The following is a 23,468-nucleotide window of genomic DNA, read 5'->3' as shown; positions in this document are numbered from 1 at the left end:
CGAGGCAGGACGGTCGTCCTGCCTCGACCGGCCTCTCCCGGCCCGCAACGTTCCGTTTTGTTTCGCGATTCTGAACGGTCGGAAGATTTAATGCCAGCCCTTGCTAATTTTTGTCACCCGACGGTCGCCCTCCGAATCGAATCCGGGAATGGATGCGACAAATGGAGCACGAGTAGCCATGACTATCGCCACACCTCCAGTCAACAAGCGGACGTTGCTCGGCGGACAGTTCTGGGTCGTCGCCGCGGCGGGCGCGCTCACGGTGGAGGGCCTCCCGCTGGCGGCCGCACTGACAGTCGCGGGCGCGTACCTCGTCCTCGTACCCGCGCTCGGGTCGCACCGAGCTGAAGCCTCCAAACTTTTACTTCGGCCCGAGTAATCAACGGTATGGTTCGGAACTACGCGGAGCTCCACGATCCGAACGCCGAGTACACGATGCGGGACCTCTCGGCGGAGACGATGGGCTGTCGAGCCGAGCGAGCGCCGGGGCCGCGAAACCTCGAGATCACCGACGTTCAGACGACGATGATCGACGGCAACTTCCCGTGGACGCTCGTCCGCGTGTACACCGACGCCGGCGTGGTCGGCACCGGCGAGGCCTACTGGGGCGCGGGCGTCCCCGAGCTGATCCAGCGGATGCGGCCGTTCCTCGTCGGCGAGAACCCGCTGGACATCGACCGACTGTACGAGCACCTCGTCCAGAAGATGTCCGGCGAGGGCTCCATCGAGGGCGTGACGGTCACTGCCATCTCCGGCATCGAGATCGCGCTCCACGACCTCGCGGGGAAGGTGCTGGACCTCCCCGCCTACCAACTGCTCGGCGGGAAGTACCGCGACGAGGTCCGAGTGTACTGCGACTGTCACACCGCCGACGAGGCCGACCCCGAGGCGTGCGCCGACGAGGCCGAGCGCGTGGTCGAGGAGCTTGGCTACGACGCGCTCAAGTTCGACCTCGACGTGCCTTCGGGCCACGAGAAGGATCGGGCAAATCGCCACCTCCGCAACCCCGAGATCGGCCACAAGGTCGACATCGTAGAGGCCGTCACCGAGAGCGTTGGCGACCGAGCCGACGTGGCGTTCGACTGCCACTGGACGTTCTCGGCGGGCAGCGCCCAGCGCCTCGCCGACGCGCTGGAGGAGTACGACGTCTGGTGGCTCGAAGACCCCGTGCCGCCCGAGAACCACGACGTGCAGGCTCGCGTGACCCACGAGACGACCACGCCTATCGCGGCGGGCGAGAACGTCTACCGCAAGCACGGCCAGCGCAGACTCATCGAGGAGCAGGCCGTCGACATCGTCGCACCCGACATGCCCAAGACCGGCGGGATGCGCGAGACGCGGAAGATCGCCGACCACGCCGACACGTACTACATTCCGGTCGCGATGCACAACGTCTCCTCGCCCGTCGCAACGATGGCCTCCGCGCACGTGGGAGCCGCCATCCCGAACGCGCTCGCGGTCGAGTACCACAGCTACCAGCTCGGCTGGTGGGAGGACCTCGTCGAGGAGGACGTGATCGAGGACGGCTCCATCGAGATCCCCGAGAAGCCCGGGCTGGGCGTGACCCTCGACATGGACGTGGTCGAGGACAGGATGGTCGCCGGCGAGGAGTTGTTTGACGAGGCGTAGCCGACGTCAAGCTCGCGGAGCGAAGCTCCGCGGCGTTCGACTGAGCGAAGCGAAGGCGAGCCCAGAACTCTCCGATTTTGTGTTCGACGAGGCGTCGCTTCGTCGGGCTGACAGAGATTCTTCGGGGCTCGATCAGTTCCGGAAGACGACTGTACCTCCGACGATGACCGAGACGGCCCACGCAGCGACGACGACGATGGGGGAAGCGTCCCCGGCGTTCGCCCCTGTACCAGTCAGCAGGTGAACGCCAGCGGAGACGAGGAACGTCAGCCCGCCGAACTTCCAGACGAGTCGACTCTCGACGTTCGGAGCGTGTGCGAGGACGGCAACTGCGACGAGGGCCGACATCGCCGTCCCTACCACGAGGCCGGTTCTGGCCTGTCCGATTGACGACAGTAGCGGCATCACGAGCGGGGCGAAGGCTAGCGAGAGGGCCAACGTGAAGTCGAGTACCCGAAACGGGGGCATCCGCTCGGCTCTGCTCGCCCGGAAAAGAACAGCGTTTCGGACCGCTACTGCGTGGCTTTCCCGCCGAACTTCTCGCGAACCTTCTGAACCTTCGGCTCGGCCTGAATCGAGCAGTACTGGTCGTTGGGATTCTTCTCGTAGTAGTCCTGATGGTGTTCCTCGGCCTCGTAGAACTCCTCCAGCGGTTCGATCTCGGTGACGATGTCGCCCTCGTCGTAGGCCCCCTCGGCCTCCAGTTGCGAGACGAACTGCCGGACGATATCGGCCTGCTCGTCGTCGTGATAGAACACCGCCGAGCGGTACTGGGTGCCCACGTCCGGGCCCTGCCGGTTGAGTTGGGTCGGGTCGTGAACGGTGAAGAACACCTTCAGTAGGTCCTCGTAGGCCAGTTTTGCGGGGTCGTACTCGACCTGCACGACCTCGGCGTGGCCGGTGTCGCCCGAGCAGACCGCCTCGTAGCTCGGGTCCTCGACGTGCCCGCCCGCGTACCCGGACGTGACCGACTCGACGCCGTCGAGTTCCTTGAACGCCGCTTCGGTACACCAGAAGCACCCGCCAGCGAGGGTGGCCGTCTCGGTTTCGGAGTCTCGCGTCATTGGATGGTCGTAGGCGGTCCGGACGGTTAGGTCTGCGGGAAGCGGCTCGGTGACAATTGGACTATTGTCGTGGAGTTAGGGTTGTTGCGGAGTCAATATTTGTGAACCTCGGCGAGCGCGAGCAACGCGCGCGAGAGAGACGAACGACCGAGCAGAGCGAGGAAGTGAGGAGGCTAGGGAGGCATGAGGTTGCGGTGCTGTGCGGTTGCGGTTCTCATGTGCAACGGCAAGTAGCTAGCTTCACGCTGATTTTGATTGTTCCGAGTGAGCTAGCTATCGTTGCGCCTCGGCGTGACCGCACCGCCACCGCAACAGCACCGCGACCGCACCTCGTCCTCCCCAACCGCTTGCGGTCCTCGGCCATCGTCGGAGCAAAGCTCCGACGAGCCTGCGCTCGGTGCCCTCGCGCAGACGCCAGCACGCGCCGAGCAGAAAGAGAACCCGAGCGCCAGCCGAGTAGAACTAGCACCAAGTGCGACCGAATCCTCACAACTCCGATTCCAAGCGTTCAGCAGATCGGTTTCGGGTCCAGACCCATCCCGTCCAGCGTCTCGGCGTAGTCGTCGTAGGCCACCTGCACGACCGCTTCGGCGGTCGCCCGGGCGCGCTCCCAGTCGTCGTCCGACTCGCAGTGCGAAGCCAGCAGTTCGACGCCCTCCGCGACGCCCTGCTGGGTGTCGGCGCGCAGTTCCCGGAACAGGTCCGCCCGGCGCTCGTCGGCCTCGTTGACGAAGAAATTCACCACCTGCAACTGGGTCCGGTCGGCGACCAGCGCCCGGCCGACCAGCCCCGCCGCGCGCTCGACCGTCTCGTCGAGTTCGCGGAGATGTTCGTGCATCGGGTCCAGTTCGGCAGCCTTCGCGGCGTTCTCGACGCTCTCGTCGTCCAGTTCCGCCACGACGCGCTCGTGGTGGTCGGCCTCCAGTTCGGCCAGCGCGCCGAACACCTCGGCGGCGGCCTCGTTGTCATCCGTGTCTGCCCACTCGCCGAACGTCTCGCGGGCGGCGCGCTCGCTCAGCGCCGCGGCCCGGAGCACCTGCTCGGCAGCGAGGTCGGCGTCGGTCAGCGCCACCAGCGACTGCTGGGAGCCGAGCCGGTCGAGTTGGGTCCGCTTGGCGGCCTCGATCTCCTCGGGGAACTCGTCTGCGTTCATGCTTGGACGTACGGCCGTGCGATGCTTGAAGCTTTACTGGCGGGTCGCTCTCGGCCCGTCCGGCGGGACCCGCTACAGCACGTCGAGCACGACGATAGAGAGGTACAGCTGGCCGAGGCCCGCGAGTATCATCACGACCGCGGCCGCCCGCTCCAGCGACCCCGAATACCGCCCGAGGTCGCGCCACGTCTCGACGCCGGCGCTCGTGAGGAGCGTCACGCCCACGAGCGGGGCCGCGACCCCGCCCGCGTACGATCCCAGAACCGCGAGACTGCGAGCGGGTGGGAACGCGAGCGCCTGCGTGACCACGCCGAAGAACACCGGCGCGACACACCCAGCGGCGGCGACCGCGTACACCGCACCGAAGGCTGCGAAGCCGGCCAGCGACGACGGCCGCTCGGGCAGCACCACCTGCAGGTCGGGCGCGCGCCCCGTCAGCATCAGCGCGCCGAACGCGACCAGTCCGACACCCACGACAGGCTCGAACAGCGGCAGGACGGCGGTGACCGTCCGGCCCAGCAGGAACACGAGGCCCGCGACCGCACCGAGCGCGACCAGTGCGCCCCCGGCGGCAGCGCCCGCGGAGACGACGCCCGTGGAGTCGTCGCTGTTGTCGACGTAGTAGCCGACGTAGCCCGGCAGCAGCGGGAACGCGCAGGGCGCGAAGAACGTCGTCACGCCCGTTCCCGCTGCGAACGCGAGCGCGCCGACGAACTCCGCGCCCGTCATGCGTCGTCGAGCGCCGCGTCGACGCGTTCACCGATCGTCTCGGCGTCCGAGAGGCTGGTCTCCTGCCAGCGGATCGAACCGTCGGCGTCGAACACCGCGACGTGGGGGATGCCGCCCGCGCCGAGCGCCGACATGAGTTCGCTGTCGGGGTCGAGGCCGAGCGTCCACGCGCCGTCGTTGTCGCGCCACCACTCGCGGACGTCGCTCTTCGTGAGCGACCCGCCGAGGCGCTCGTTGGTGACCGAGATCGTCGTCACGTCGTCGCCGTAGGACTGGCGGACCGCTTCGAGCGCGTCCATCTGTTCCACGCAGGGGCTACACCACGTCGCGAACAGGTCCAGTATCGTCACCGTGTCGCTGGCCGGGACCCGGGCCCGCCCGGCCTCCGACCCGGGCGCGTCCATGGTATCGACCTGCATCGGGAACGCCGAGTCGGCGTCGGACCCGAGGCCGTTCCGGAGGACCCACGCGCTCGCACCGGTCAGACCGAGGCCACCGGCCGCCGTCAGGAAGCGTCGCCTGTTCATGACCGCACGGTGTCGAGGTCGTCGATTATCCGTTCGGCGTCCGGCGATTTCGACCGGTAGGCGCGCTCGACGTACCCGTCGGCGTTCACGAGGAACGTGAGCGCGCTGTGGGTGAACATGTACATGTCCATCTCCTCCGGTTCGGTCCGGTCGAACGCGACGCCGAACTGCTCCTGGACGACCGACTTCGCGCGGTCACGCGACTCGGGCCGGAGGAACTGCCAGTTCTCGGCGTCGGGGTCGACGTTCATCTCGTCGGCGTACGTTCCCAGTCGCTCGGCGTCGTCGCGCTGGGGGTCGAACGTCGTCGGGAGGAACGTCACCTCGTCGGCGTAGTCGTTGTTCAACGAGTGGGTGTGGACGTTCCGCATCGTCGAGATGAGCACGGGACACACCGTGTTGCAGTGGCTGTAGAAGAACGTCAGCACGCTGGGTTCGTCCACTGCCCGGAGTTCGACCGTGCGGTCCGCCCGCGGAGCCGGAAGCGTCACGTCCGGCACCTGCTGGCCCCACGCAGGATACGGGAGGTCTTCGCTGCCGACCTCGCGGTCGGGTTCTGGGAGCGTCACGTCCGGGTTCCCGTCCGAGTCGAGGACTCCCGCACAGCCCGCGACCCCGCTCGCGAGTCCGAGGGCGGTGGCTGTCCGCAGGTAGTCGCGTCGGTTCATACCCGGCAGTAGCAACCGCCGTCTGAAAGGTCGTCTGGTGTGACTCTCGAAAACCATCGGTGGACAGCGGGGCGTTCGCGATTGGCCGCGCGCCCCGTCGCCGGAAACGACGTCGGAAGACCACCGACGCGCGTCCGAGCGACGCGCCGCTTAAGTCGACGGAGCGCCGAGGAGCGACCGAACAGTGGCCGATGTAACACTCGCCTTCGACGACGGGACCGTCCGGATCGAGGTCGGCCCCGATGCAGCGCTGGCGTCGGACCTGTCTGCCGACCACCCGTCGGACTCGTCTACCGCCCTCCCGTACGTCGAGGCCGACGAGCGCTCGAAGACCCTTCGAGCGCCGGCCTTCCGGTACGCCGCGCTCCGGGACTGGCTGGACGAGCGCGCCATTTCGTACGACGATAGCGTACTCGACGCGCCCGACCTCCCGGACGTGGCGTCCTCGTACGAACTCCGCGAGTACCAGGCCGAGGCGCTCGGCGCCTGGGAGGACGCGGGCCGCCGCGGCGTGCTCGAACTCCCGACCGGGAGCGGGAAGACCGTCATCGGGCTGAAGGCCATCGAGGACCTCCAGACGGCGACGCTCGTCGTGGTCCCCACCATCGACCTGCTCGAACAGTGGCGGCGCGAACTGGAGACGGAGTTCGGCGTCCCTGTCGGCCAGTTGGGCGGCGGCGAGCAGATCGTCGAAGCGCTCACCGTCTCGACCTACGACTCGGCGTACCTCCGAGCGGACGAGCTGGGCGACCGGTTCGGCCTCGCCATCTTCGACGAGGTCCATCACCTCGGCGGAGAGGGCTACCGCGACATCGCTCGCCTGCTGGCCGCGCCCGCGCGGATGGGCCTGACCGCGACGTTCGAGCGCCCGGACGGCGCACACGAGGTGGTCGCCGACCTGCTGGGCGAGCGCGTCTACGCCATCGCGGCCGACGAACTCGCGGGCGACCACCTCGCACCGTACGACCTCAAGCGCGTCGAGGTCGAACTCACCGACGCGGAGCGACAGCGCTACGAGGCGGCCAACGAGGTGTTCACGAACTACCTCGCGAGATCGAACATCCGGATGCAGAGCGGGAGCGACTACCAGGAACTGGTCAAGCGCTCGGGCTCGGACCCCGAGGCTCGCGAGGCGCTGCTCGCCAAACAGCGCGCCCGCGAGGTGATGATGAACAGCGAGGGGAAGGTCGCCGCGCTCGAGACGATTCTGGACCGCCACCGCGGCGACCGGGTCATCGTGTTCACCGCGCACAACGATCTGGTCTACCGACTCTCGGAGCGATTTCTGCTCCCCGCCATCACCCACCAGACCGGGGCGGCCGAGCGCCGCGAGATCCTGAATCGGTTCCGCGAGGGAACCTACTCGCGGGTCGTCACCTCGAACGTGCTCGACGAAGGCGTCGACGTGCCCGACGCGAACGTCGCGGTCGTGCTCTCGGGCAGCGGAAGCGAGCGCGAGTTCACCCAGCGACTCGGCCGGGTCCTGCGACCGAACGACGACGGGCGAGCCGCGCTGCTGTACGAGGTCGTCAGCGCCGAGACAGCCGAAGAGCGCGTGGCCGAGCGACGGCGGTAAGAGAGACGGGGCGTGATTTCGCGGGACGCGGATTTTCCAGCCTCAGTTCCGAAGGTCGATCTCGAGCGACCCCTGCCGCTCGAACTGGTCGACGGTGAACTCGAAGGGAATCTCGAACGTCTTCGTCTCGCCGCCGGGGACGGCCACCTCTATCGACCGGCGAGACGCCACGGTGTCGTCGCCGTCGTCGGTCGTGGTCGCTTCGCCGGTCGTCGCGTCGGCGTCGTCGCCACCATCGGTCGTCGCGTCGGCGTCGGCGGAATCCTCGCTCTCGGTCGTGCGAGTCGGTTCCGCGGCAGTCACCGTCACGTAGACGTAGCCCGTCGCCTCCGACTCCCCCGCGTTGGTCACGGTCGCGGTGACGACCAGATTACCCGAGTCACCTTCCTCGTAGTTGAAGTCGGACACCGCCAGTGGCTCGTCGGACTGCCCGGTCTGCGTTTCGGGACCGGCGTCGCTCCCGCCAGAACACCCCGCGAGGAGCCCGAGTCCCCCGGTCGCCCCGAGCGCCATACAGGTACGAAGCGTGTCACGTCTGCGCATAGGTCCGAGTTCCAGTCCAGCGGAATGAGTCTTCTGTCTTCCGTCGCTTTTTGTACGCGCCGCCCCGACTACCGGGTGTGCAGACCACGGACCGATGCTGACCAAGGACCTGCTGCGAGTCTCGCGGGCGGGCGGCGGCTACCGGCCGGTGTTCGCCGGCCGGGAGCACCGCCCGCTGGCCGCCCGGGTTCTCGGGACGTTTCAGGGCCACGTCGGCGAAGCGCGCGCGGAACTCGACGCGGCGCTGACGGAACTCGAAACCGAGGCCGACCACTTCAAGCTCGTCCGCGGGTTCGCGAAACTGCTCGACCGCGAGGCCGTCTTCGAGACGCGCGCGTCGGTCGACCCCGAGCGCGCCCGCCGGATGGCCTTCGAGGCGGCCGAAGAAGCTGCAGTCGTCACCGAGCGCGAGCGCGACGACGCCCTCCGGCGGGCCGGCGACCGCCTCGGCGTCGACGCCGAGGCGGTCGCCGACTCGCTGTACGCCGACCTCGACGAGCGACAGGTGCTCGCGGCGTTCGACTCGCGATGGGACCCCGACCAGTTGCTCGCACAGTACAATTTATCGCTGGCCCAGACCGCGATGTTCGATGCGACCGAGGTCCGAGTCCGGACCACCGACCCGAAAGCGCTCGTGTCGGCGGTCAAGCGCCTGCGCCTGCTGTACGAGATCCGGAAAACCGGCGGGGCGGGAGCGGAGCGCGATGTCTCGGACCGCGAAGTCGTCGTCACCGGTCCGGACGCCCTGTTCCGGTCGACCCGGCGGTACGGCACCCGATTCGCGCGCCTGCTCCGCACGATCGCGAAGGCCGACGATTGGACGCTCGAAGCGACCGTCGACGACTACGGCACCGAGCGCACGCTCTCACTGTCGGCCGACGACCCGGTCCGGGTGCCCGGCACGGAGCCGGTCACGGAGGTGTCCTTCGACAGCGGCGTGGAGGCGGACTTCGCCGCCCGGTTCGAGTCGCTTGACCTCGACTGGGAACTCACCCGCGAGCCCGAACCGCTCGAAACCGGCGCGCGGGTGATGATCCCCGACTTCGCGTTCGACTATCGGCCCGCGGGCGACTCGGCCACGGCCGAGTCGCCCGCCGACTTCCGCGTCTTCTTCGAGATCATGGGGTTCTGGACGCCCGAGTACGTCGAAAAGAAGCTCTCGCAACTGGAGACGGTCGAGGACGTGGAGCTGCTGGTCGCGGTCGACGAGAGTCTGGGCGTCGGCGAGGCGATCGAGGCCCGGGACCACCGCGCCATCCCGTACTCGGGGACCGTCCGGCTCAAGGACGTGCGCGACGCGCTCCGGCGCTACGAGGACGAACTGGTCGCCGAGAGCGCGGCCGCCCTCCCCGACGAACTGACGCCAGACGCCGACGCCGTCTCGCTGGCGGACCTCGCCGAGCAGTACGGCGTCAGCGAGGCCGCCGTCGAGGAGAAGGCGTTCCCCGACCACGAGCGCGTGGGTCGGACCCTCGTGCGCCCCGCGGTGCTGGAGGACCTCGGTGACGAAATCGAGGCGGGGATGGCGCTCTCGGAGGCCGAGTCGGTGCTGGCCGAGCGGGCGATTGATGACGCGAGCGCGTTCCTGTCGGAACTGGGCTACGCTGTCGAGTGGGAGGGGCTGGGCGGCGGGACGGTGCGGAAGAAAGACTAGAGCTCCCGCTGGCGCCCTTTCGGCACGGGACTCCGGAGTTCGTCGTGGACGTACAGACCCACGCCGAGGGGCGCCAGGTCGCCCGCGAGCTCGTGAGCCACGACCAGATACCCCCAGTCGCCGTCCCACTCGATTGCCTGGGTCTCGCCGCGGACGAACTGCCGGGCCTGCTCGCGGGTGAGTTCGAGGACGTTTCGGCTCGCTTCGCGACCGAACCGCTGGACCGCGTTCGTGGTGGGCTTCCAGTGCTCCTGTCGCGTCCTGAGGAACGTCAGGCCGAGCGCTTCGACGCGGATGGGCGAGGTCACTTCGCCACGGAGGATCCAGATCTTGCCCTTTCCCTTCTCCCAGAACGAATATCCCTCGAACGTCTCGGGCGGGACGCCGAATCGCCGGTCCCACCACTCGACGACCTCCTCGCGGGTCGCGCGACCCTCGACCTCGCGGTCGTCGGCGGTCTCGGGAAGCCGGTCGAACCGCTGGCCGTCGTTCGTCTTCTTCGGGGTTTCGTCGCTCATTCTCCCACCTCCAGTTTCGCGCAGAAGAACCCGCCGGTGTCGTTGTGGTGCGGGTAGAACCGCTTGGCCTTCCGGACGCTCTCGTCGTACTCCTCGCCGTCCCACTCGGTGACGCCGGGCCGCGAGTCGAGCGGGAAGTCGAACTCGACGAGTCGGCAGTCCTCCTCCGAGAGGGCGTGGTCGAGCACGGCCTCGTTCTCCTCCGGAGCGAACGTGCAGGTCGAGTAGACGACGGTGCCGCCCGGCTTCGTGGCCTGGATCGCCCGCCGGAGGATGCCCTTCTGGACGCCCGCGACGCTCCGGATGTGGTCGAGCGACCAGTCGTCGAGCGTCGTGGGGTTCTTCCGGACGGTCCCCTCGCACGAGCAGGGCACGTCGACGAGCGTCCTGTCGAACTCCCGGAAGTCGAACGGCTTCAGCGAGAAGTTCCGGGCGTCCTGGTTCGTGACGACGGTGTTGGTGATGCCCAGTCGCTCGGTGTTGAACCGCAGGGCGGAGAGCCGCCCGAGGTTGTTGTCGTTGGCGACGACCAGCCCCTCGTCGTCCATCAGCGCCGCGAGCTGGGTGGTCTTGCTTCCCGGTGCGGCGCAGGCGTCCCAGACGCGCTCGCCGGGCTCGGGTGCGAGGACCTCGGCCGGGATGGCCGACACCTCCTCCTGCCCGTTGATCCAGCCGTGGAACGAGGCCCACGTGCTGCCGGGGCTGTCGGTGTCCAACTCCAGCACGGTGTCGGACCACTCGCGGTCGGTCCAGCCGACTCCCTCCTCGTCGAGCGCGCGCTTGGCCCGGTCGGGCGTCGCCTTGACGGTGTTGACCCGGACGACCGAGGGGAGCGGTCGCCGGCACGCCTCCCGGAAGGCGTCGAACTCCGCGACGAGTGGTTCGTACCGCTCCAGTGTCTCCATCGGTGCAGAGTTGGCGCGAGTCGCGCTTGTGGGTTTCGGAAAGCGGACGCGACGCGTGCATTCGACAGGTCGACGGCCGTAGCTGTTACCCGTCGTTCTCCCGTCAGCCAGTCCATGGGAGAGGACGACCTCGCCGACATCGACTGGGAATCGGCCGTGCGGATGGAACTCGAACCCGACGCCATCCACGAGGCCCGCGACGGCTACTACTTCGACTGCCCGGAGTGTGGCTCCCCGGCGACCATAGACAACATCATCGAGGAGGGCCGATGCAACGGCTACCTGAACGAGCAGGTCGAAGGGATCGACTTCGAGGTGGAGAACGTCTCCTGCACGGCGGTGCTCCGGCTGGAGATGGCCTACACCTCGGGATCGGAACCCGAGACGTAGCGACTGTAGAACGCGGCAGTTGTGCGACATAACGGCTGTGCGTTGCTGGCTGGGCCGCGCAGGACTGCGCGGCCCAGCCAGCAACGCACAGCAACCAGACCGGACGCGTTCCCGCGAACCGGGAAGCGATTCGGTGTAGCAACCGACTCCATCACGCGCTCGTTCTGACCGTCATCTAACCCGTAGCCCCGACCTTTATGCGCTCGCTGACACAACTCCAAGGCATGGCTCGCGTCACCGTCGTCGCCGACGACGTACAACTCGACGAACCAACGCTGGTCGAGGGGCTTCCCGGCGTCGGGCTGGTCGGCAAGCTTGCGACCGACCACGTGGTCGACCAGTTCGACATGACCTACTACGCCAGCATCGACTGCGAGGGGCTGCCGCGCATCTCGGTGTACGAGGAGGGCAGCCGGGAGGTCCGACCGCCGGTCAGGCTGTACGCCGACGCCGAGCGCGACCTCGTCGCGCTCCAGAGCGACGTGCCGGTGTCGGCCTCGACAGCGACGGAGTTCGCCGACTGCGTGACCGAGTGGCTGGTCGACAACGACGGCACGCCGATCTTCCTGAGCGGATTGCCCCGCGAGAAGGAGCCCGGAGAGATTCCGTCGCTGTACGGCATCGCGACCGGATCGGCGGGCCAACAGCTCGACGACCACGACGTCGGTCTCCCGCCCGAGCGCGGCGCAGTCAGCGGCCCCACGGGCGCGCTCATCCACGAAGCGGCCGCGCGCGACCTCGACGCCTACGGGCTCGTGGTCCAGAGCGACCCGAAGTTCCCCGACCCCGAGGCGGCCCACATCCTCATCGAGAAAGGCATCTCGCCACTGACCGACCTGTCCATCGAGACCGACCACCTCGTGGAGCGCGCCGAGGACATCAGCGAGCAGAAAGAGCAACTCGCCCAGCGCATGGGCGAGGCCGGAAGCGACGAGAGTTCGCAGGCCCAGCCGCTCCGGATGTTCCAATGAAACTTTTGCTGCGGTCGAGCGCGCCGTAGGCGCACTCTCCCTGGCAAAACTTTCATGAAAAACACGGCGTCACCCCCTCAGTCGCTCCGAACGAGGCGGCGGAGCCGCCTCGTTCTCGCTCCTTCGGGGGTTCCTTGGTCCGCTCGCTCACGTTCGTTCGCTCGCGGTTGCACTGCTCGCGTCGACGCGAAGCTCCCCGCCGCGCCCGGCGAACCGCGCTCGCTGCGCTCGCGCGGACGCAGGTTCTCGGTCGGAACATCCGCCGGCGTGTTCTGTCGGAAGGTTCGCCGGCGCGCTTCGGCGGATGGTCCGCCGGCGCGCTTCGGCGAGAGGTTCACCAGTGGTGAGCGATGTCGGAAGGTTGGCTAGCGGTGAACGACGGTCGACAGTCGTCGCGAGTTCACCAGACCTAACTCGGCGTCGCTCCTCGGTAGCTGTATGAGCGATCTCGAAGACGCGGTCGAGGAGTTTCTGGACGAGGCCGACACGGTGTACGGCGAGTACGACCAAGGGTACATGGACGCCGACGTTGCGCTGACCCGGCTGGAGGACGGCGTCGAGCGCCTCCGTGAGCAGGTCGAGTAGCGAGAACAGCCGATAAACAGGGCGACGTTTCCGTCAGCGGTCCGCGCCGAGCACCATCACCGTCACGCGCGCCACGGCGTCGAAGTCCCGGAGGCGGTAGACCAGTTCCCGGACCTCCGGCGCGGGCCCCTCGCAGAACGCGGTTTCGAGACACCACTCGCCGCGGTGGACGTGGCTGGTCGCGGTGATGACGTCACCGAAGGCGTGCTGGACCGCGTGGAGGTCGCCAATCACGGCGTCGTGTTCGTAGTCGTAGGCCAGAACCGCGATGACGTCACCTTCGGCGGATTCGAGTTCCGCGTGGGACTCGACGTACTCGCACATTGCTTCCCGGACCGCCCGGGACCGCGAGTCGAGGCCTTCGGCCTGCCACGTTTCGTCGAACGCCGCGAGCACGTCGTCCGGAACGTTGAGACTGGTTCGCATGCGCCGGGGTTCGTCGCGGAGGTGGTTCGGTGTTTCGGGACGCGATGGGGGTGCGACTGGAGTGGAATCGGAGCGTGACGAGCGTGCGAGCCGAGTTGCGTCGTATCGAAAACCCTAATCCCTGGGCTTCCGAATTCGGGCGTATGGCTGACGACAACGACGAAGAAGCCGAACCTGCGGTCGAGCTCGGCGAGAGCGAGCCGGTCGAGGGCGCGCCGCTCGCGCGCGTGGCCTCGCGACTCCACTGGCCCATCCAGAAGAGCGAGATCCGCCGGAAGGAAGGCGACGCGACCGTTCGGACGCCCGACGGACCGCGCGAGGTGGCGTCGCTGCTGGACGAGGTCGAGGAGACGTACTTCGAGAGCCGGCGGGAGTTCCTCGAAACGGTTCGGGGCGTCGTCGGTACCGGTCCGGTGCCGACCGCGAACGAGTAGCGTGTCGGTCGCCCGGTCGGTCCGCCGGGGCGTCGCCCGGCTGAGCTGGGTCCAGCGCGCGCTCCTCGCGGGCGCCGTGCTGACCGTCGTCTGGATGGCGTGGGACGTGACCAGCCTGTCCGACCGGCTCGTCCGCGACGTGATCGTCTACATCCTCGCGCCGCTCGCGCTGGCCGCGCGCCACGGCCGCCACCTCGGCTACCGGGTCGACCGCACCGCGATCCGGAACACCGTTCTGCTGTCGCTTTTCGTGATTCCGTTCTACGTCGTCGGGTCGTCGCTGCCGAGTATCCGGGCGTACTACCCGATGTGGGAGACGAGCGCCGCGCTCGAACAGTTCCTGCCTCACGCGCTCGCCCAGTTCGTCATCGCGCTCGCCGCCGAGACGTACTACCGGGGGCTGCTCTGCGTCGGCGTGCGCGAGATCGGGTTCAAGAGCGTGTTCATCAGCCCGGTGGTGTACGCGCTCCACCACACGGGGAAGCCGCCGCTGGAACTGCTGCTGTCCGGGCCGACCGACGTGCTGTTCGGCGCCGTCGACTACAAGAGCAACTCCATCCTGCCCTCCGTGGTGGCCCACGGCATCGGCCTCGGCCTTCTCGACTGGCTGGTGCTCCACCCGCCGCTGATTCCCACCGAACAGGTGCTCCGGTGGCTGTCGTGGCTGCCGCTTCCGCTGTGAGTTCGCCGGAGTGACGGCCGAATGGGGAGTGCGGCGTCGGCCGGATGGTACGTGCAGCGACGGCCGGATGGCGCGTGCTTTTCACCGTCGAACGCGAAGGCAGTCTTGCATGACTCTACCAATAGACCCCGCGAAACTCGGGAGCGGAGACATCGGCGAGAAGCGAGCCACGCTGGAGATGGACCACGAGGAGGCAATCGAGCACGTTCGGGAAGCGTTCGTGGACGCCGGGTTCGGCGTCCCGGAGGAGTTCTCGCCCTCCGAACTGCTCAACGAGAAGGTAGAGGGCGCGGACCACGACCCGTACTACGTGCTGGGCGCGTGCAACCCGAACATGGCAGACCGCGCGCTCGACGCCAGCGACAATCGCATCGGCGGGCTGTTCCCCTGTAACGTGGTCGTCTGGCAGGAAGCGCCCGGGCGGCAGGTGGTCTACCACGTCAGCATCATGCGCATCGCGCGACTCGTCGGGATGGCCCCCGACGACGAGGCGTGGGCCGACATCGTCGCCGACACCGGCGAACTGGTCGACGAAGCGTGGTCGAACCTCGACACGGCGTAGCCCGAGCGGAGGCCCACTCGCTACTTCTCGTCGTCGTCCAACTGCTCGACCTCCTCGCGCAGAGCGCGGACTTCCTGTCGGAGCGCCGCTAGCTCCTCGCCGGCCGGCTGGTCGGACTTCGACTCGCGGTAGACGTACAGTCCGCCGCCGAGGAGGACCAGCGGGACGCCGAACATCAGCATCATCACGAGAAGGATGACGATAATCTCCATACCGCCGGGGACCGGCCCGAACAGGGGAATCGGATCGGACAGGGCAAGCAGGTCGAACGGTGCGGGGGAACCGAGGGAGGGAACCATACCCGTAGGTGGAGCGAGCACGCCCATAAACTTTCTCCGGATTGACGGGACACTCGCGGTCAGGAGAAGTCCGCGAGGTTCGCCTGAAGACCGGAGAGCATCCGGGACTTACGACGGAGAGCGGGAAGCGACACCGGTAGCTGGTCGATCAGCTCCCGGACCGCGCCGTGGAACGTCTCGGCCTCGCCGTACTCACCGGCGAGCTCTTCGCGCTCGCCGAGCTCCCGGTCGCGTGCGCTCCCGGGAACGCCCTCGAAGGCGTTGCGGACGCTCTCGCGGATCTGCCAGACGCCGACCGGTGCCCAGTAGTCGTCCGACACCTCGCGCAGGACCAGACACTTGGCCTGTCGGCCGACCGATTCGAGATGTTCGAGCACCGCGAGTCGCGAGGCGTAGTACGCGCCGGCAGTCTCATCGACGTAGTCCGTCCGGCCCTCGTAGCCCTCGTGGGCGCTCCCCATCCACGTCTCGCCGGTGGGGTCCTGATTCCAGATACTCCCCGGGGCCTTCATCTCCACGAGTTCGAACTCCCACTGGCCGGGTGTGAGAATTACCCAGTAGCGGTTGCCGACGTACTCGTTCATCCAGACCTGCGTCTCGTCGACGCTGGGGTTCGTCCGGATTCCGCCCCGGAGGAACTTCCCGATGGTGTCGTCGACGGCCGTGATGGACCACCGCGTGGGGACGAGCCGTCGGTTCTCCCCGCGGCCGAGCGCGCCCGCGGACAGGATGTCGTTGATCTCGTACACGTCGAACCCCCGACGGTAGAGGTAGGTCATCGCGCCCTGGGCCTGCCAGTCGTCGTCTTCGAGGGTCTTCTTCACCGGGCGCGGAACGTGGGGATTCTCGGTGAGGTCCGCGGAGGTGGCGCGCGCGGAGGGGCCGGTCGGCGTGGTCACGTCGTCCACGTCCAGATCCAGCTCCAGCGAGTCCGAGAGCCCGATCTCCACGTCCACCGGGCGGTCCGCGATGGCGACCTCGCGCTGGGTGCCGACGAACCCGTCCCACGCGTCCGCCACACTCGTCACGTCCGCGGCGTGGTTCGAGTTCAGGAGACCGGTTCGGTACTGGAGCACGTTGTCGATGTCGAGCCCACGCTCGTACCAGTCGCTGCTGGTGGCGAACTCGGAAGCGCGCTCCTCTTCGCCGACCGGCGAGAGGATGCCCGTCGAGACGTTCGGGTAGTTCGACCGCCCGACGAACACCGACGGCGAGGTGCTCCCGACCAGCGAGTCACCGGACGTGACCTCGGCGAACCGATCCTCGACCTGCTCGACGTAGTCGAGAATCTCGTAGGACTTCTCCTCGGCGAGGCGTCGCTTGCGGTCCTCCTCGTCCGGCCCCAACCCCTCGATGAACTCGTCGAGACGCATTCGTCTCTCCTTGGGTCGGGAGCGATTTGAACCTTGCCCGCTCGGGACGGACTATCGGCTCCCAATTTAGTGTACAGGTGGTGCTGTCCAGTCACGGGGAAGTCGCACCGCCGATTTCGCGTACTTCCCCGCGGCAGTATTCAGGTCACGGGCCGGTTTCGTCCCGCCATCGTACTTGAAACTACGGGCGAGGCGTTCCAGTAACACTCGGCTCGACAGTAGCTGGTTTCGCGGTGGGAAACCGCCGATAGCACGCTCGCCGGTGCGATTCCGCGCGCAAGTCTGCGCGCGGAATCGCACCGGCGAGCAACCGGGGTTCGCCGAGAATCGGCGAGAGTTCGACATGGCTGGGTTTGGCCGTAACAACTCCCGAAGAAGACCGCGCAAGCGGAGAGAAGGTGAACCCGATTACGAACTCTCGAACGCCTCGAACAGCGACTTCCGGGTGCTGGCGTCGATGAGCTTGTCCAGCGTCTCCTCGTGTTCGGCGTCGACCTGCGCGAACAGCCCGAGCGGGACCCGAGCGGTCGCCGAGTCGGTGTTCCCGCCGGTGGTCTCGCTGGTGTCGAACGCCGTGTCGAGGATGTCGAGCGCGTTGGTGCGCACGTCCTCCGCGCGGCAGGAGACCACGATGGTCTCCTCGTGGATGCCGAACACCGCGGCGGTCGAGACCCCCTCCAGTCGGAGCATGGTGTCGGCGGCCTCGTCGAGCGCGGAGACGGAGGGGACGGTCCCGACGTTGGTCACGGCGAAGCTCGCCCGGCGCTCGCGGTTGGCGATAGCGTCGCTGATCACGTCGAAAGTATCGCCGCTCATGCCCGGCGACCGGAGGTCCTCGATACGACCGAGGTCAGCGTAGGTGTGGAGGAAGCCCGCCGCCTCGTAGTCCTGCTGGCCGTTCGCGCGCCGGAACTCTCGCGTGCCGGCCCGGACGCCGTGGAGCAGCGCCGTGGCGACCCGCTGGTCGGGCACGACGCCCTCCGCTTCGAGCAGGTTCGTGGCCGTGGTCGAGGTCGCGCCGTCGTCGGTCGGGGTGACGGTGAGGACGTTCTCGACGGCGGTCGGCCGGTGGCGGACCACCGCGACCACCGGCGGGTTGTTCGACAGTCGCGGGACGCCACCGCCGCCCCCGACCGCGATGGCGGCGTCGTAGTCGGTGAGGTCGTCCGCGTTCTCGCCGATGACCGACAGTTCGAGGTCGAAGATGTTGCAGAACGTCTTGCTGTCCTCGCCGGTGATCGACCCCTCGGCGAACAGGCGCGCGGTGACGCCCCACTCGCCGGAAAGCGTCTGGAGCCCGACCGCGGCGGCCAGCGCGTCGGTACTCGGCCCTTCCGGCACGACGAGCGCCACGCGATCCCCGCCGGTGACCGCCTTCCGAAGGTCGTCGACGGGGTCCGCGTCGTCCCTGCGCCGCCAGCCCTGGACCGACTGGGCGGCGTACAGGACCAGTCCTCCCGAGAGGAGAAGCGTGACTGCGACGGCGGCGGTCTCGACGCCGCCGAACGGGGTCCCGATAGCCATCGATTCGGCCTGTTCGGGCCAACGTCAAATAGTTTCGGGGAAAATTCTAATTGGAACCCTCAGACACCCGCGTCAGGCGAACTGCTGCTCGCAGACGGCGTTACGCGAAGTGCTGCTCGTAGAGGTCCATCGCGTGCTCGACGGCGTCCATCGCGGCCTGCTTGTCCTCCCAGCCCAGCGTCTCGACTTCCTTGCCCGGTTCGAGGTTCTTGTACGTCTCGAAGAACTCCTCGATCTCGGCGGTCTGCTGGTCCGAGAGGTCGTCGAGGTCCTGGACCTCGTCGTACCGGGGGTCCTCGCTCGGGACGGCGATGACCTTGTCGTCCTGCTCGCCGTCGTCGTCCATCTTCATCAACGCGACCGGACGGGCCTCGATGACGCAGCCGGGGAACGTCTTGTCCTCGACGAGGACGAGCACGTCGAACGGGTCCTCGTCGTCGTAGTAGCTCTGCGGGATGAAGCCGTAGTCGCTCGGGTAGTGGACGTTCGAGTGGAGCACGCGGTCGAGCACGACGCCAGGGACATCCTTGTCATACTCGTACTTGTTGCGCTCGCCCTTGAGACACTCCACGACCGCGTAGATCTCCTCGGGTGGGTTCGGTCCGGTTTCGAGATCTTCCCAGAGGTTCGTCATAGTGCAGTCCGGAAATCCGTCCGAAGTTCGGAAAGTCCTTTCGGCATTCTCTCGCGACGGGGTCCGACCGGCAGTGGTGCGCGATGGAGAAACCGGCAAGACGTGCGACACGAAGAACCAATTTTGGAAATCCGACCCAAGTTACGTAACGTCCGGTGGTACAACTACCGTATACGCCGTAAAAAGTCAGGCAAGTTGGGAAAGACTAAATACCGTCGTGACAAATTACCAGATGTCAGAGTCTATGTCAGAGGCACAGACACTCACCGAGACTAGCACCGCCCGCAACCTCACCGCGTTCCAGACGAACATCCTGACCATCCTCTCCGAGGAGCCGATGTACGGGCTCGCCATCAAGCGCCAGCTCGAAGACTACTACGGCGAGGAGGTCAACCACGGTCGTCTGTACCCCAACCTCGACACGCTCGTCGAGAAGGGATACGTGGAGAAGAGCGAACTCGACAAGCGGACGAACCAGTACGAACTCACCGACGAGGGGCTCGCCGTCGTCGTCGACGGCCTCCAGTGGTCGCTCTCGAAGTTCGTGACCGACGACGAGCGCGCAGAGCAGGTCCGCGACCTCGTCGCCGACAACGAGTAACGTCCGCACTCGACGGACGGGTTCCCCGGCCGTCACCGCGACGACTTGCCGTTATTTTTCGGCCGCGACATCGAACACGTAGTCGACGGACTGCTCGACGACCGCGCGCTGGTCGTCGCTGGGCCACGCGTTCCGCGGGAAGTACTCCTCGAGGAATTCCGCGACCACGTCGCTGGTCGCCGACTCCACCGGTCGCGCGTAGTGGTTCCCCATGAAGTCCGCGAACGCGGCCGCGTTGTCGCCGTGGACGTCGCCGTACGTCTCGCGGACGCGGGCGGCCACCTCCCGGTTGTGTTCCTCGACGGCATCCCACTCGTCGGGATCGCCCGGCCCGGACAGCGACAGCTCCACGGCCCGACCCGTCTCCTCGATGCGGTCGGTACGAATCGTCCCGTCTTCTGTCCACTCGTCGGGATGCAGCACGAGCGTCTCGCCGGCGTCGTCCTCGCGGACGCGCGCGGTGAACTCGTGTTCGGCCAGAAGTTCGTCCCGGTCCTCGCGGTAGGCCGTCGCCTCGCTCTCGTCGACTACTTCCCGCGCGAGGCGGGTGAGTCGTTCGGCGCGCTGTACCACGTCCTTCGGAAGTTCGTCGCTCGCGGACGAGGACGCCGCGGATTCGTCATCCGCGGCGTCCTCGTCCGCGAACTCGTCCTTCGTGGAGCGCTCGTCCGAGTGGTCCCGATCAGGCATCGTCGAGCGCCTCGTTGGCAAGTTCGTCCGCGCGCTCGTTTATCTCTCGGGGCACGTGGTCGAGTTCCCAGTCGTCGAACTCGGTCAGCAGTTCCCGGACGGTCACCCGATGCTCGCGCAGTTCGGGGTCGTTGGTGTTCCACGCGCCGGTGACTTGCTTGACGATGAGTTCCGAGTCACCTTTCACCTCGACCGAGTCGAAGCCGTAGTCGCGGGCCGCCCTGAGTCCGCGGATGAGCGCCTCGTACTCGGCCTGATTGTTGGTCGCGCGCCCGATGGTCTCGCCCCCTTCGGCGGCGATGCCGTTGCTGGTGACGATGACCCAACCGGCGGCCGCCGGACCGGGATTGCCCCGGCTCGCGCCGTCGAAGTAGACGTATGCGTGGCCGCCCTGCTCGCGCAGGACCGCCTCGACGTCCGTCGGGTTCGCGCCCTGTATCACGACTTTCCCGTCGTAAGCGACCGCAGTCGCGTCGCGTAGTTCCGCGCGCCAACGCTCGTGGTCGTCGTTGCCCGCCCGCACGTCGGCCCCGGCGGCGGCCAGTTTCTCCCGTGCAGCGGCCACGTCGCACTCGATGACCGGCATGGGCGTTGGTCGGCGACAGCACCATTTACGCTTTCCGATGGCGACCCGCAGCGGATACCGAGCCGTCGAATCACCGCGGACGAAGGCGACGAGGAACAAGTATTCTGACCGGTGAGAGAGGACCCAAACCGTCCGAGGGTTTAAGTGTGTCGGCACTACTACTATAAAAGTGCGATGACACGGTCCACTCGCCAGCGGGAGCGCCAAGCCGAGGCGGAGCAAACCGAGGAAGAGTCAGAAGGTGTACGGGAATGCCCGGAGTGCAGTTCTGACAACCTCGTGAAGAGTTCCGACAGGGCGGAACTCGTGTGCGAAGACTGCGGCCTCGTCGTGGAGGAAGAGCAGATCGATCCCGGTCCTGAGTGGCGCGCGTTCAACCACCAGGAGCGCCAAGAGAAGTCCCGCGTGGGAGCCCCGACCACGCAGACGATGCACGACAAGGGGCTGACGACCACCATCGACTGGAAGGACAAGGACGCGTACGGCCGTTCTATCTCCTCGAAGAAGCGAAGCCAGATGCACCGGCTCCGGAAGTGGCAGGAGCGCATCCGAACCAAGGACGCGGGCGAGCGCAACCTCCAGTTCGCGCTGAGCGAGATCGACCGGATGGCCTCGGCGCTCGGCGTTCCGCGGTCGGTTCGGGAGGTCGCGTCGGTCATCTACCGGCGGGCCTTGAAGGAGGACCTCATCCGCGGGCGCTCCATCGAGGGCGTCGCCACGAGCGCACTCTACGCCGCGTGTCGAAAGGAGGGCATCCCGCGAAGCCTCGAAGAGATCTCCGAGGTGTCGCGGGTCGAACGCAAGGAGATCGGCCGAACCTACCGCTACATCTCCCAGGAACTCGGTCTCGAGATGAAACCCGTCGATCCGAAGAAGTACGTCCCCCGTTTCTGTTCGGAACTCGAACTCAGTGAGGAGGTCCAGACCAAGGCCAACGAGATCATCGAGACCACCGCCGAGGAAGGACTCCTGTCGGGCAAATCGCCGACCGGTTACGCGGCCGCCGCGATCTACGCCGCGTCGCTGCTCTGCAACGAGAAGAAGACCCAGCGCGAGGTCGCCGACGTCGCGCAGGTGACGGAAGTCACCATCCGAAATCGCTATCAGGAGCAGATCGAAGCGATGGGCATCCACAGCTGAACCGTCGTCCGCCCGTGTCGTTCACCACCGGCCGAGACAGCGGACCTGTAGAATCCTTCACGGTCGTTCACGTCGAGCGGCCGTACTGCGAAAAGAAATTTCTTGTATCCCGTCCTCGTATCGGGGTGCATGGGTCTGTTCGACCGTATTCGCGGCGACGACGAACCACGGGTCGCCTTCGTCGGCATCGACGGCGTCCCGTACAGTTTCCTCGAGGATCACTTCGAAGAGTTCGAACACCTCGCCGCGCTCGCCGACGAGGGCGCGGCCGGGCCGATCGACAGCATCGTGCCGCCCGAGTCCTCGGCGTGCTGGCCCTCCCTGACCACCGGCGTCAATCCCGGCGAGACGGGCGTGTACGGCTTCCAGGACCGGGAGATCGGCTCGTACGACACCTACGTTCCGATGGGCCGGGACGTACAGGCGACCCGGCTCTGGGACCGCGTACAGGAGGCCGGCCGTGACGCCACCGTGATGAACGTCCCCGTCACGTTCCCGCCCCAGCGCAACGTCCAGCGGATGGTCTCGGGCTTCCTCTCGCCGGGCGTGGACAAGGCCGCCTACCCCGACGAGATGCGAGAGTACCTCCAGTCGACCGACTATCGCATCGATGCCAACGCCAAGCTCGGCCACGACGAGGACAAGTCCGAGTTCATCGAGAACGCCCACGAGACGGTCGACGCCCGATACGAGGCGTTCAAACATTACCTCCAGCAGGACGACTGGGATCTGTTCTTCGGCGTGTTCATGGCGACCGACCGAGTGAACCACTTCCTCTACAAGCACTACGAGGAGGGCATGGAGTACGAGGAGGAGTTCGTCGACTTCTACCGGAAGATCGACCGCTACCTCGGCGAGATTCGCAACAACCTCCCGGACGACGTGACCCTCGTCGTCGCCTCCGACCACGGGTTCACCAGCCTCGACTACGAGGTCCACTTCAACGAGTGGCTCCGACAGGAGGGCTGGCTCTCCTACGAGGACGACGACCACGAGGAACTGGGCGACATCAGCGACGACACCGAGGCCTACTCGCTCATTCCCGGCCGGTTCTACATCAACCTCGACGGCCGCGAGCCCCGCGGGAGCGTCCCCGAGAGCGAGTACGAACAGAAGCGTGACCAGCTCAAGGAAGCCATCGAATCGCTGGAAGGCCCCGAGGGCCGAAAGGTCGTCGACCGTGTGGTCGAGAAGGAAGACGCGTTCCGCGGCGACCACGACGACATCGCGCCGGACCTCGTCGCCATCCCGAACTACGGCTTCGACCTCAAGGCCGGATTCAAGGGCCACGACGACGTGTTCGGCCACGGCCCGCGCAACGGGATGCACAGCTTCGACAACGCCTCGCTGTTCGTCGACGACGCCGAGGCGACCGTCGAGGACGTGGACCTCTACGACATCGCGCCGACGATTCTGGACCTGATGGAGATGGAGTACGACGCCAGCGAGTTCGACGGCCGGAGTCTGGTCTGAGACGGCCGCGTTCGAGTCGGTTATTTTGTTCGCGGCGGACTGGATTCGGACGGAGAGCGCTGCGGTGGCCCGGGGGGGGCCCCCCCCCGCCCCACCCGCGCCCCCCCCCCCCCCCCCGGGGGCCCCCCCCCC

General features: G+C 67.2%; 29 protein-coding genes. 13 read left to right on the top strand and 16 right to left on the bottom strand.

All coding sequences use genetic code 11. From position 1 onward, the window contains the following. The first annotated feature begins 178 nt into the window (after positions 1-178). Entirely contained in the window at positions 179-379 is a 201-nt protein-coding gene (locus DPQ64_RS18530; RefSeq protein WP_157971561.1) for a hypothetical protein, read from the top strand. Positions 380-387: 8 nt separating this feature from the next. Then, the gene (locus tag DPQ64_RS02925) at positions 388-1,629 is read left to right on the top strand and encodes a mandelate racemase/muconate lactonizing enzyme family protein (RefSeq protein WP_115862853.1); all 1,242 of its coding nucleotides are present in this window, start codon (positions 388-390) and stop codon (positions 1,627-1,629) included. Positions 1,630-1,761: 132 nt separating this feature from the next. Here the strand turns inward: DPQ64_RS02925 and DPQ64_RS02920 are convergent, their stop codons facing one another. The 6 genes from DPQ64_RS02920 to DPQ64_RS02895 form a co-directional block, all read right to left on the bottom strand. Continuing rightward, positions 1,762-2,097 carry a hypothetical protein gene (locus tag DPQ64_RS02920; protein ID WP_115862852.1) on the bottom strand — a complete coding sequence of 112 codons (336 nt, stop codon included), beginning with the start codon at positions 2,095-2,097 and terminating at the stop codon, positions 1,762-1,764. 44 nt (positions 2,098-2,141) lie between these two features. Then, the gene (gene msrA / locus DPQ64_RS02915; protein ID WP_115862851.1) at positions 2,142-2,693 is read right to left on the bottom strand and encodes a peptide-methionine (S)-S-oxide reductase MsrA; all 552 of its coding nucleotides are present in this window, start codon (positions 2,691-2,693) and stop codon (positions 2,142-2,144) included. Between the two features lie 508 nt (positions 2,694-3,201). After that, entirely contained in the window at positions 3,202-3,846 is a 645-nt protein-coding gene (locus DPQ64_RS02910; RefSeq protein ID WP_115862850.1) for a rubrerythrin family protein, read from the bottom strand. Between the two features lie 72 nt (positions 3,847-3,918). Continuing rightward, complete coding sequence (locus tag DPQ64_RS02905) at positions 3,919-4,575, bottom strand: cytochrome c biogenesis protein CcdA (RefSeq protein ID WP_115862849.1); 657 nt, start codon at positions 4,573-4,575, stop codon at positions 3,919-3,921. Beyond that, positions 4,572-5,102 carry a TlpA family protein disulfide reductase gene (locus tag DPQ64_RS02900; protein ID WP_115862848.1) on the bottom strand — a complete coding sequence of 177 codons (531 nt, stop codon included), beginning with the start codon at positions 5,100-5,102 and terminating at the stop codon, positions 4,572-4,574. Before DPQ64_RS02900 ends, DPQ64_RS02905 begins: the two co-directional genes overlap by 4 nt. Further along, complete coding sequence (locus DPQ64_RS02895; RefSeq protein WP_115862847.1) at positions 5,099-5,770, bottom strand: SCO family protein; 672 nt, start codon at positions 5,768-5,770, stop codon at positions 5,099-5,101. The genes DPQ64_RS02900 and DPQ64_RS02895 overlap by 4 nt, the downstream gene beginning before the upstream one ends. A 184-nt stretch (positions 5,771-5,954) precedes the next feature. On the opposite strand from DPQ64_RS02895, the gene DPQ64_RS02890 reads away from it, so the two are divergent. Beyond that, positions 5,955-7,346 (top strand): DEAD/DEAH box helicase, encoded by a 1,392-nt coding sequence (locus DPQ64_RS02890; protein WP_115862846.1) that lies wholly within the window; start codon positions 5,955-5,957, stop codon positions 7,344-7,346. A 42-nt stretch (positions 7,347-7,388) separates the two neighbouring features. Here DPQ64_RS02890 and DPQ64_RS02885 read toward each other — a convergent pair whose 3' ends face one another. Next, positions 7,389-7,889 carry a hypothetical protein gene (locus DPQ64_RS02885; RefSeq protein WP_157971560.1) on the bottom strand — a complete coding sequence of 167 codons (501 nt, stop codon included), beginning with the start codon at positions 7,887-7,889 and terminating at the stop codon, positions 7,389-7,391. A 94-nt stretch (positions 7,890-7,983) separates the two neighbouring features. On the opposite strand from DPQ64_RS02885, the gene DPQ64_RS02880 reads away from it, so the two are divergent. Further along, positions 7,984-9,543: a DUF790 family protein gene (locus DPQ64_RS02880; protein WP_115862844.1), complete on the top strand. Its 1,560-nt coding sequence runs from the start codon at positions 7,984-7,986 to the stop codon at positions 9,541-9,543. On the opposite strand, the gene DPQ64_RS02875 is transcribed toward DPQ64_RS02880, so the two are convergent. Then, entirely contained in the window at positions 9,540-10,061 is a 522-nt protein-coding gene (locus tag DPQ64_RS02875) for a DUF7122 family protein (RefSeq protein ID WP_115862843.1), read from the bottom strand. The genes DPQ64_RS02880 and DPQ64_RS02875 overlap by 4 nt on opposite strands. After that, complete coding sequence (locus tag DPQ64_RS02870; RefSeq protein WP_115862842.1) at positions 10,058-10,966, bottom strand: RsmB/NOP family class I SAM-dependent RNA methyltransferase; 909 nt, start codon at positions 10,964-10,966, stop codon at positions 10,058-10,060. The genes DPQ64_RS02875 and DPQ64_RS02870 overlap by 4 nt, the downstream gene beginning before the upstream one ends. 114 nt (positions 10,967-11,080) lie before the next feature. On the opposite strand from DPQ64_RS02870, the gene DPQ64_RS02865 reads away from it, so the two are divergent. The 3 genes from DPQ64_RS02865 (at position 11,081) to DPQ64_RS19075 (ending at position 12,912) form a co-directional block, all read left to right on the top strand. Continuing rightward, on the top strand, positions 11,081-11,356 hold the full coding sequence (locus DPQ64_RS02865; protein WP_198661984.1) for a hypothetical protein: 276 nt from the start codon (positions 11,081-11,083) through the stop codon (positions 11,354-11,356). Positions 11,357-11,580: 224 nt separating this feature from the next. Next, positions 11,581-12,327 (top strand): proteasome assembly chaperone family protein, encoded by a 747-nt coding sequence (locus tag DPQ64_RS02860; protein WP_115862841.1) that lies wholly within the window; start codon positions 11,581-11,583, stop codon positions 12,325-12,327. A gap of 438 nt (positions 12,328-12,765) precedes the next feature. Continuing rightward, complete coding sequence (locus DPQ64_RS19075; RefSeq protein WP_198661983.1) at positions 12,766-12,912, top strand: hypothetical protein; 147 nt, start codon at positions 12,766-12,768, stop codon at positions 12,910-12,912. Positions 12,913-12,945: 33 nt separating this feature from the next. Here DPQ64_RS19075 and DPQ64_RS02855 read toward each other — a convergent pair whose 3' ends face one another. Then, complete coding sequence (locus DPQ64_RS02855) at positions 12,946-13,338, bottom strand: CopG family ribbon-helix-helix protein (RefSeq protein ID WP_115862840.1); 393 nt, start codon at positions 13,336-13,338, stop codon at positions 12,946-12,948. A 143-nt stretch (positions 13,339-13,481) separates the two neighbouring features. Here DPQ64_RS02855 and DPQ64_RS02850 point away from each other — a divergent pair, with 143 nt between their 5' ends. From DPQ64_RS02850 to DPQ64_RS02840, 3 genes are all read left to right on the top strand, one after another. Continuing rightward, positions 13,482-13,772: a DUF5789 family protein gene (locus DPQ64_RS02850; RefSeq protein ID WP_115862839.1), complete on the top strand. Its 291-nt coding sequence runs from the start codon at positions 13,482-13,484 to the stop codon at positions 13,770-13,772. A gap of 94 nt (positions 13,773-13,866) precedes the next feature. Beyond that, entirely contained in the window at positions 13,867-14,454 is a 588-nt protein-coding gene (locus tag DPQ64_RS02845) for a CPBP family glutamic-type intramembrane protease (protein ID WP_115862866.1), read from the top strand. Between the two features lie 109 nt (positions 14,455-14,563). Further along, positions 14,564-15,016, top strand: a complete 453-nt coding sequence (locus tag DPQ64_RS02840) for a DUF302 domain-containing protein (RefSeq protein ID WP_115862838.1) — start codon at positions 14,564-14,566, stop codon at positions 15,014-15,016. Positions 15,017-15,036: 20 nt separating this feature from the next. Here DPQ64_RS02840 and DPQ64_RS02835 read toward each other — a convergent pair whose 3' ends face one another. The 4 genes from DPQ64_RS02835 to DPQ64_RS02820 form a co-directional block, all read right to left on the bottom strand. After that, complete coding sequence (locus DPQ64_RS02835; protein ID WP_115862837.1) at positions 15,037-15,315, bottom strand: FtsB family cell division protein; 279 nt, start codon at positions 15,313-15,315, stop codon at positions 15,037-15,039. A gap of 59 nt (positions 15,316-15,374) precedes the next feature. Further along, positions 15,375-16,688 (bottom strand): DNA repair protein NreA, encoded by a 1,314-nt coding sequence (gene nreA / locus DPQ64_RS02830; RefSeq protein ID WP_115862836.1) that lies wholly within the window; start codon positions 16,686-16,688, stop codon positions 15,375-15,377. Between the two features lie 408 nt (positions 16,689-17,096). Then, positions 17,097-18,212, bottom strand: a complete 1,116-nt coding sequence (locus DPQ64_RS02825) for a DHH family phosphoesterase (RefSeq protein ID WP_115862835.1) — start codon at positions 18,210-18,212, stop codon at positions 17,097-17,099. Positions 18,213-18,312: 100 nt separating this feature from the next. After that, positions 18,313-18,846 carry an inorganic diphosphatase gene (locus tag DPQ64_RS02820; RefSeq protein WP_115862834.1) on the bottom strand — a complete coding sequence of 178 codons (534 nt, stop codon included), beginning with the start codon at positions 18,844-18,846 and terminating at the stop codon, positions 18,313-18,315. A gap of 244 nt (positions 18,847-19,090) precedes the next feature. Here DPQ64_RS02820 and DPQ64_RS02815 point away from each other — a divergent pair, with 244 nt between their 5' ends. Further along, on the top strand, positions 19,091-19,447 hold the full coding sequence (locus tag DPQ64_RS02815; protein WP_115862833.1) for a PadR family transcriptional regulator: 357 nt from the start codon (positions 19,091-19,093) through the stop codon (positions 19,445-19,447). Positions 19,448-19,498: 51 nt separating this feature from the next. On the opposite strand, the gene DPQ64_RS02810 is transcribed toward DPQ64_RS02815, so the two are convergent. Beyond that, positions 19,499-20,137: a DUF7108 family protein gene (locus tag DPQ64_RS02810; protein WP_232820466.1), complete on the bottom strand. Its 639-nt coding sequence runs from the start codon at positions 20,135-20,137 to the stop codon at positions 19,499-19,501. After that, positions 20,130-20,723, bottom strand: coding sequence for a ribonuclease HI (gene rnhA / locus DPQ64_RS02805; protein ID WP_115862832.1), 594 nt, complete (start codon positions 20,721-20,723; stop codon positions 20,130-20,132). The genes DPQ64_RS02810 and rnhA overlap by 8 nt, the downstream gene beginning before the upstream one ends. Positions 20,724-20,897: 174 nt before the next feature. Here rnhA and DPQ64_RS02800 point away from each other — a divergent pair, with 174 nt between their 5' ends. Both DPQ64_RS02800 and DPQ64_RS02795 read left to right on the top strand, forming a co-directional pair. Beyond that, a complete protein-coding gene (locus DPQ64_RS02800; RefSeq protein ID WP_115862831.1) occupies positions 20,898-21,863 on the top strand; it encodes a transcription initiation factor IIB in 966 nt (321 codons plus the stop codon). A 129-nt stretch (positions 21,864-21,992) separates the two neighbouring features. After that, on the top strand, positions 21,993-23,336 hold the full coding sequence (locus DPQ64_RS02795; RefSeq protein ID WP_115862830.1) for an alkaline phosphatase family protein: 1,344 nt from the start codon (positions 21,993-21,995) through the stop codon (positions 23,334-23,336). Positions 23,337-23,468 lie beyond the last annotated feature (132 nt).

Source organism: Halorussus litoreus (assembly GCF_003382685.1).
GTDB classification, from domain to species: domain Archaea; phylum Halobacteriota; class Halobacteria; order Halobacteriales; family Haladaptataceae; genus Halorussus; species Halorussus litoreus.
This window is presented reverse-complemented; position numbering and strand designations above follow the sequence as displayed.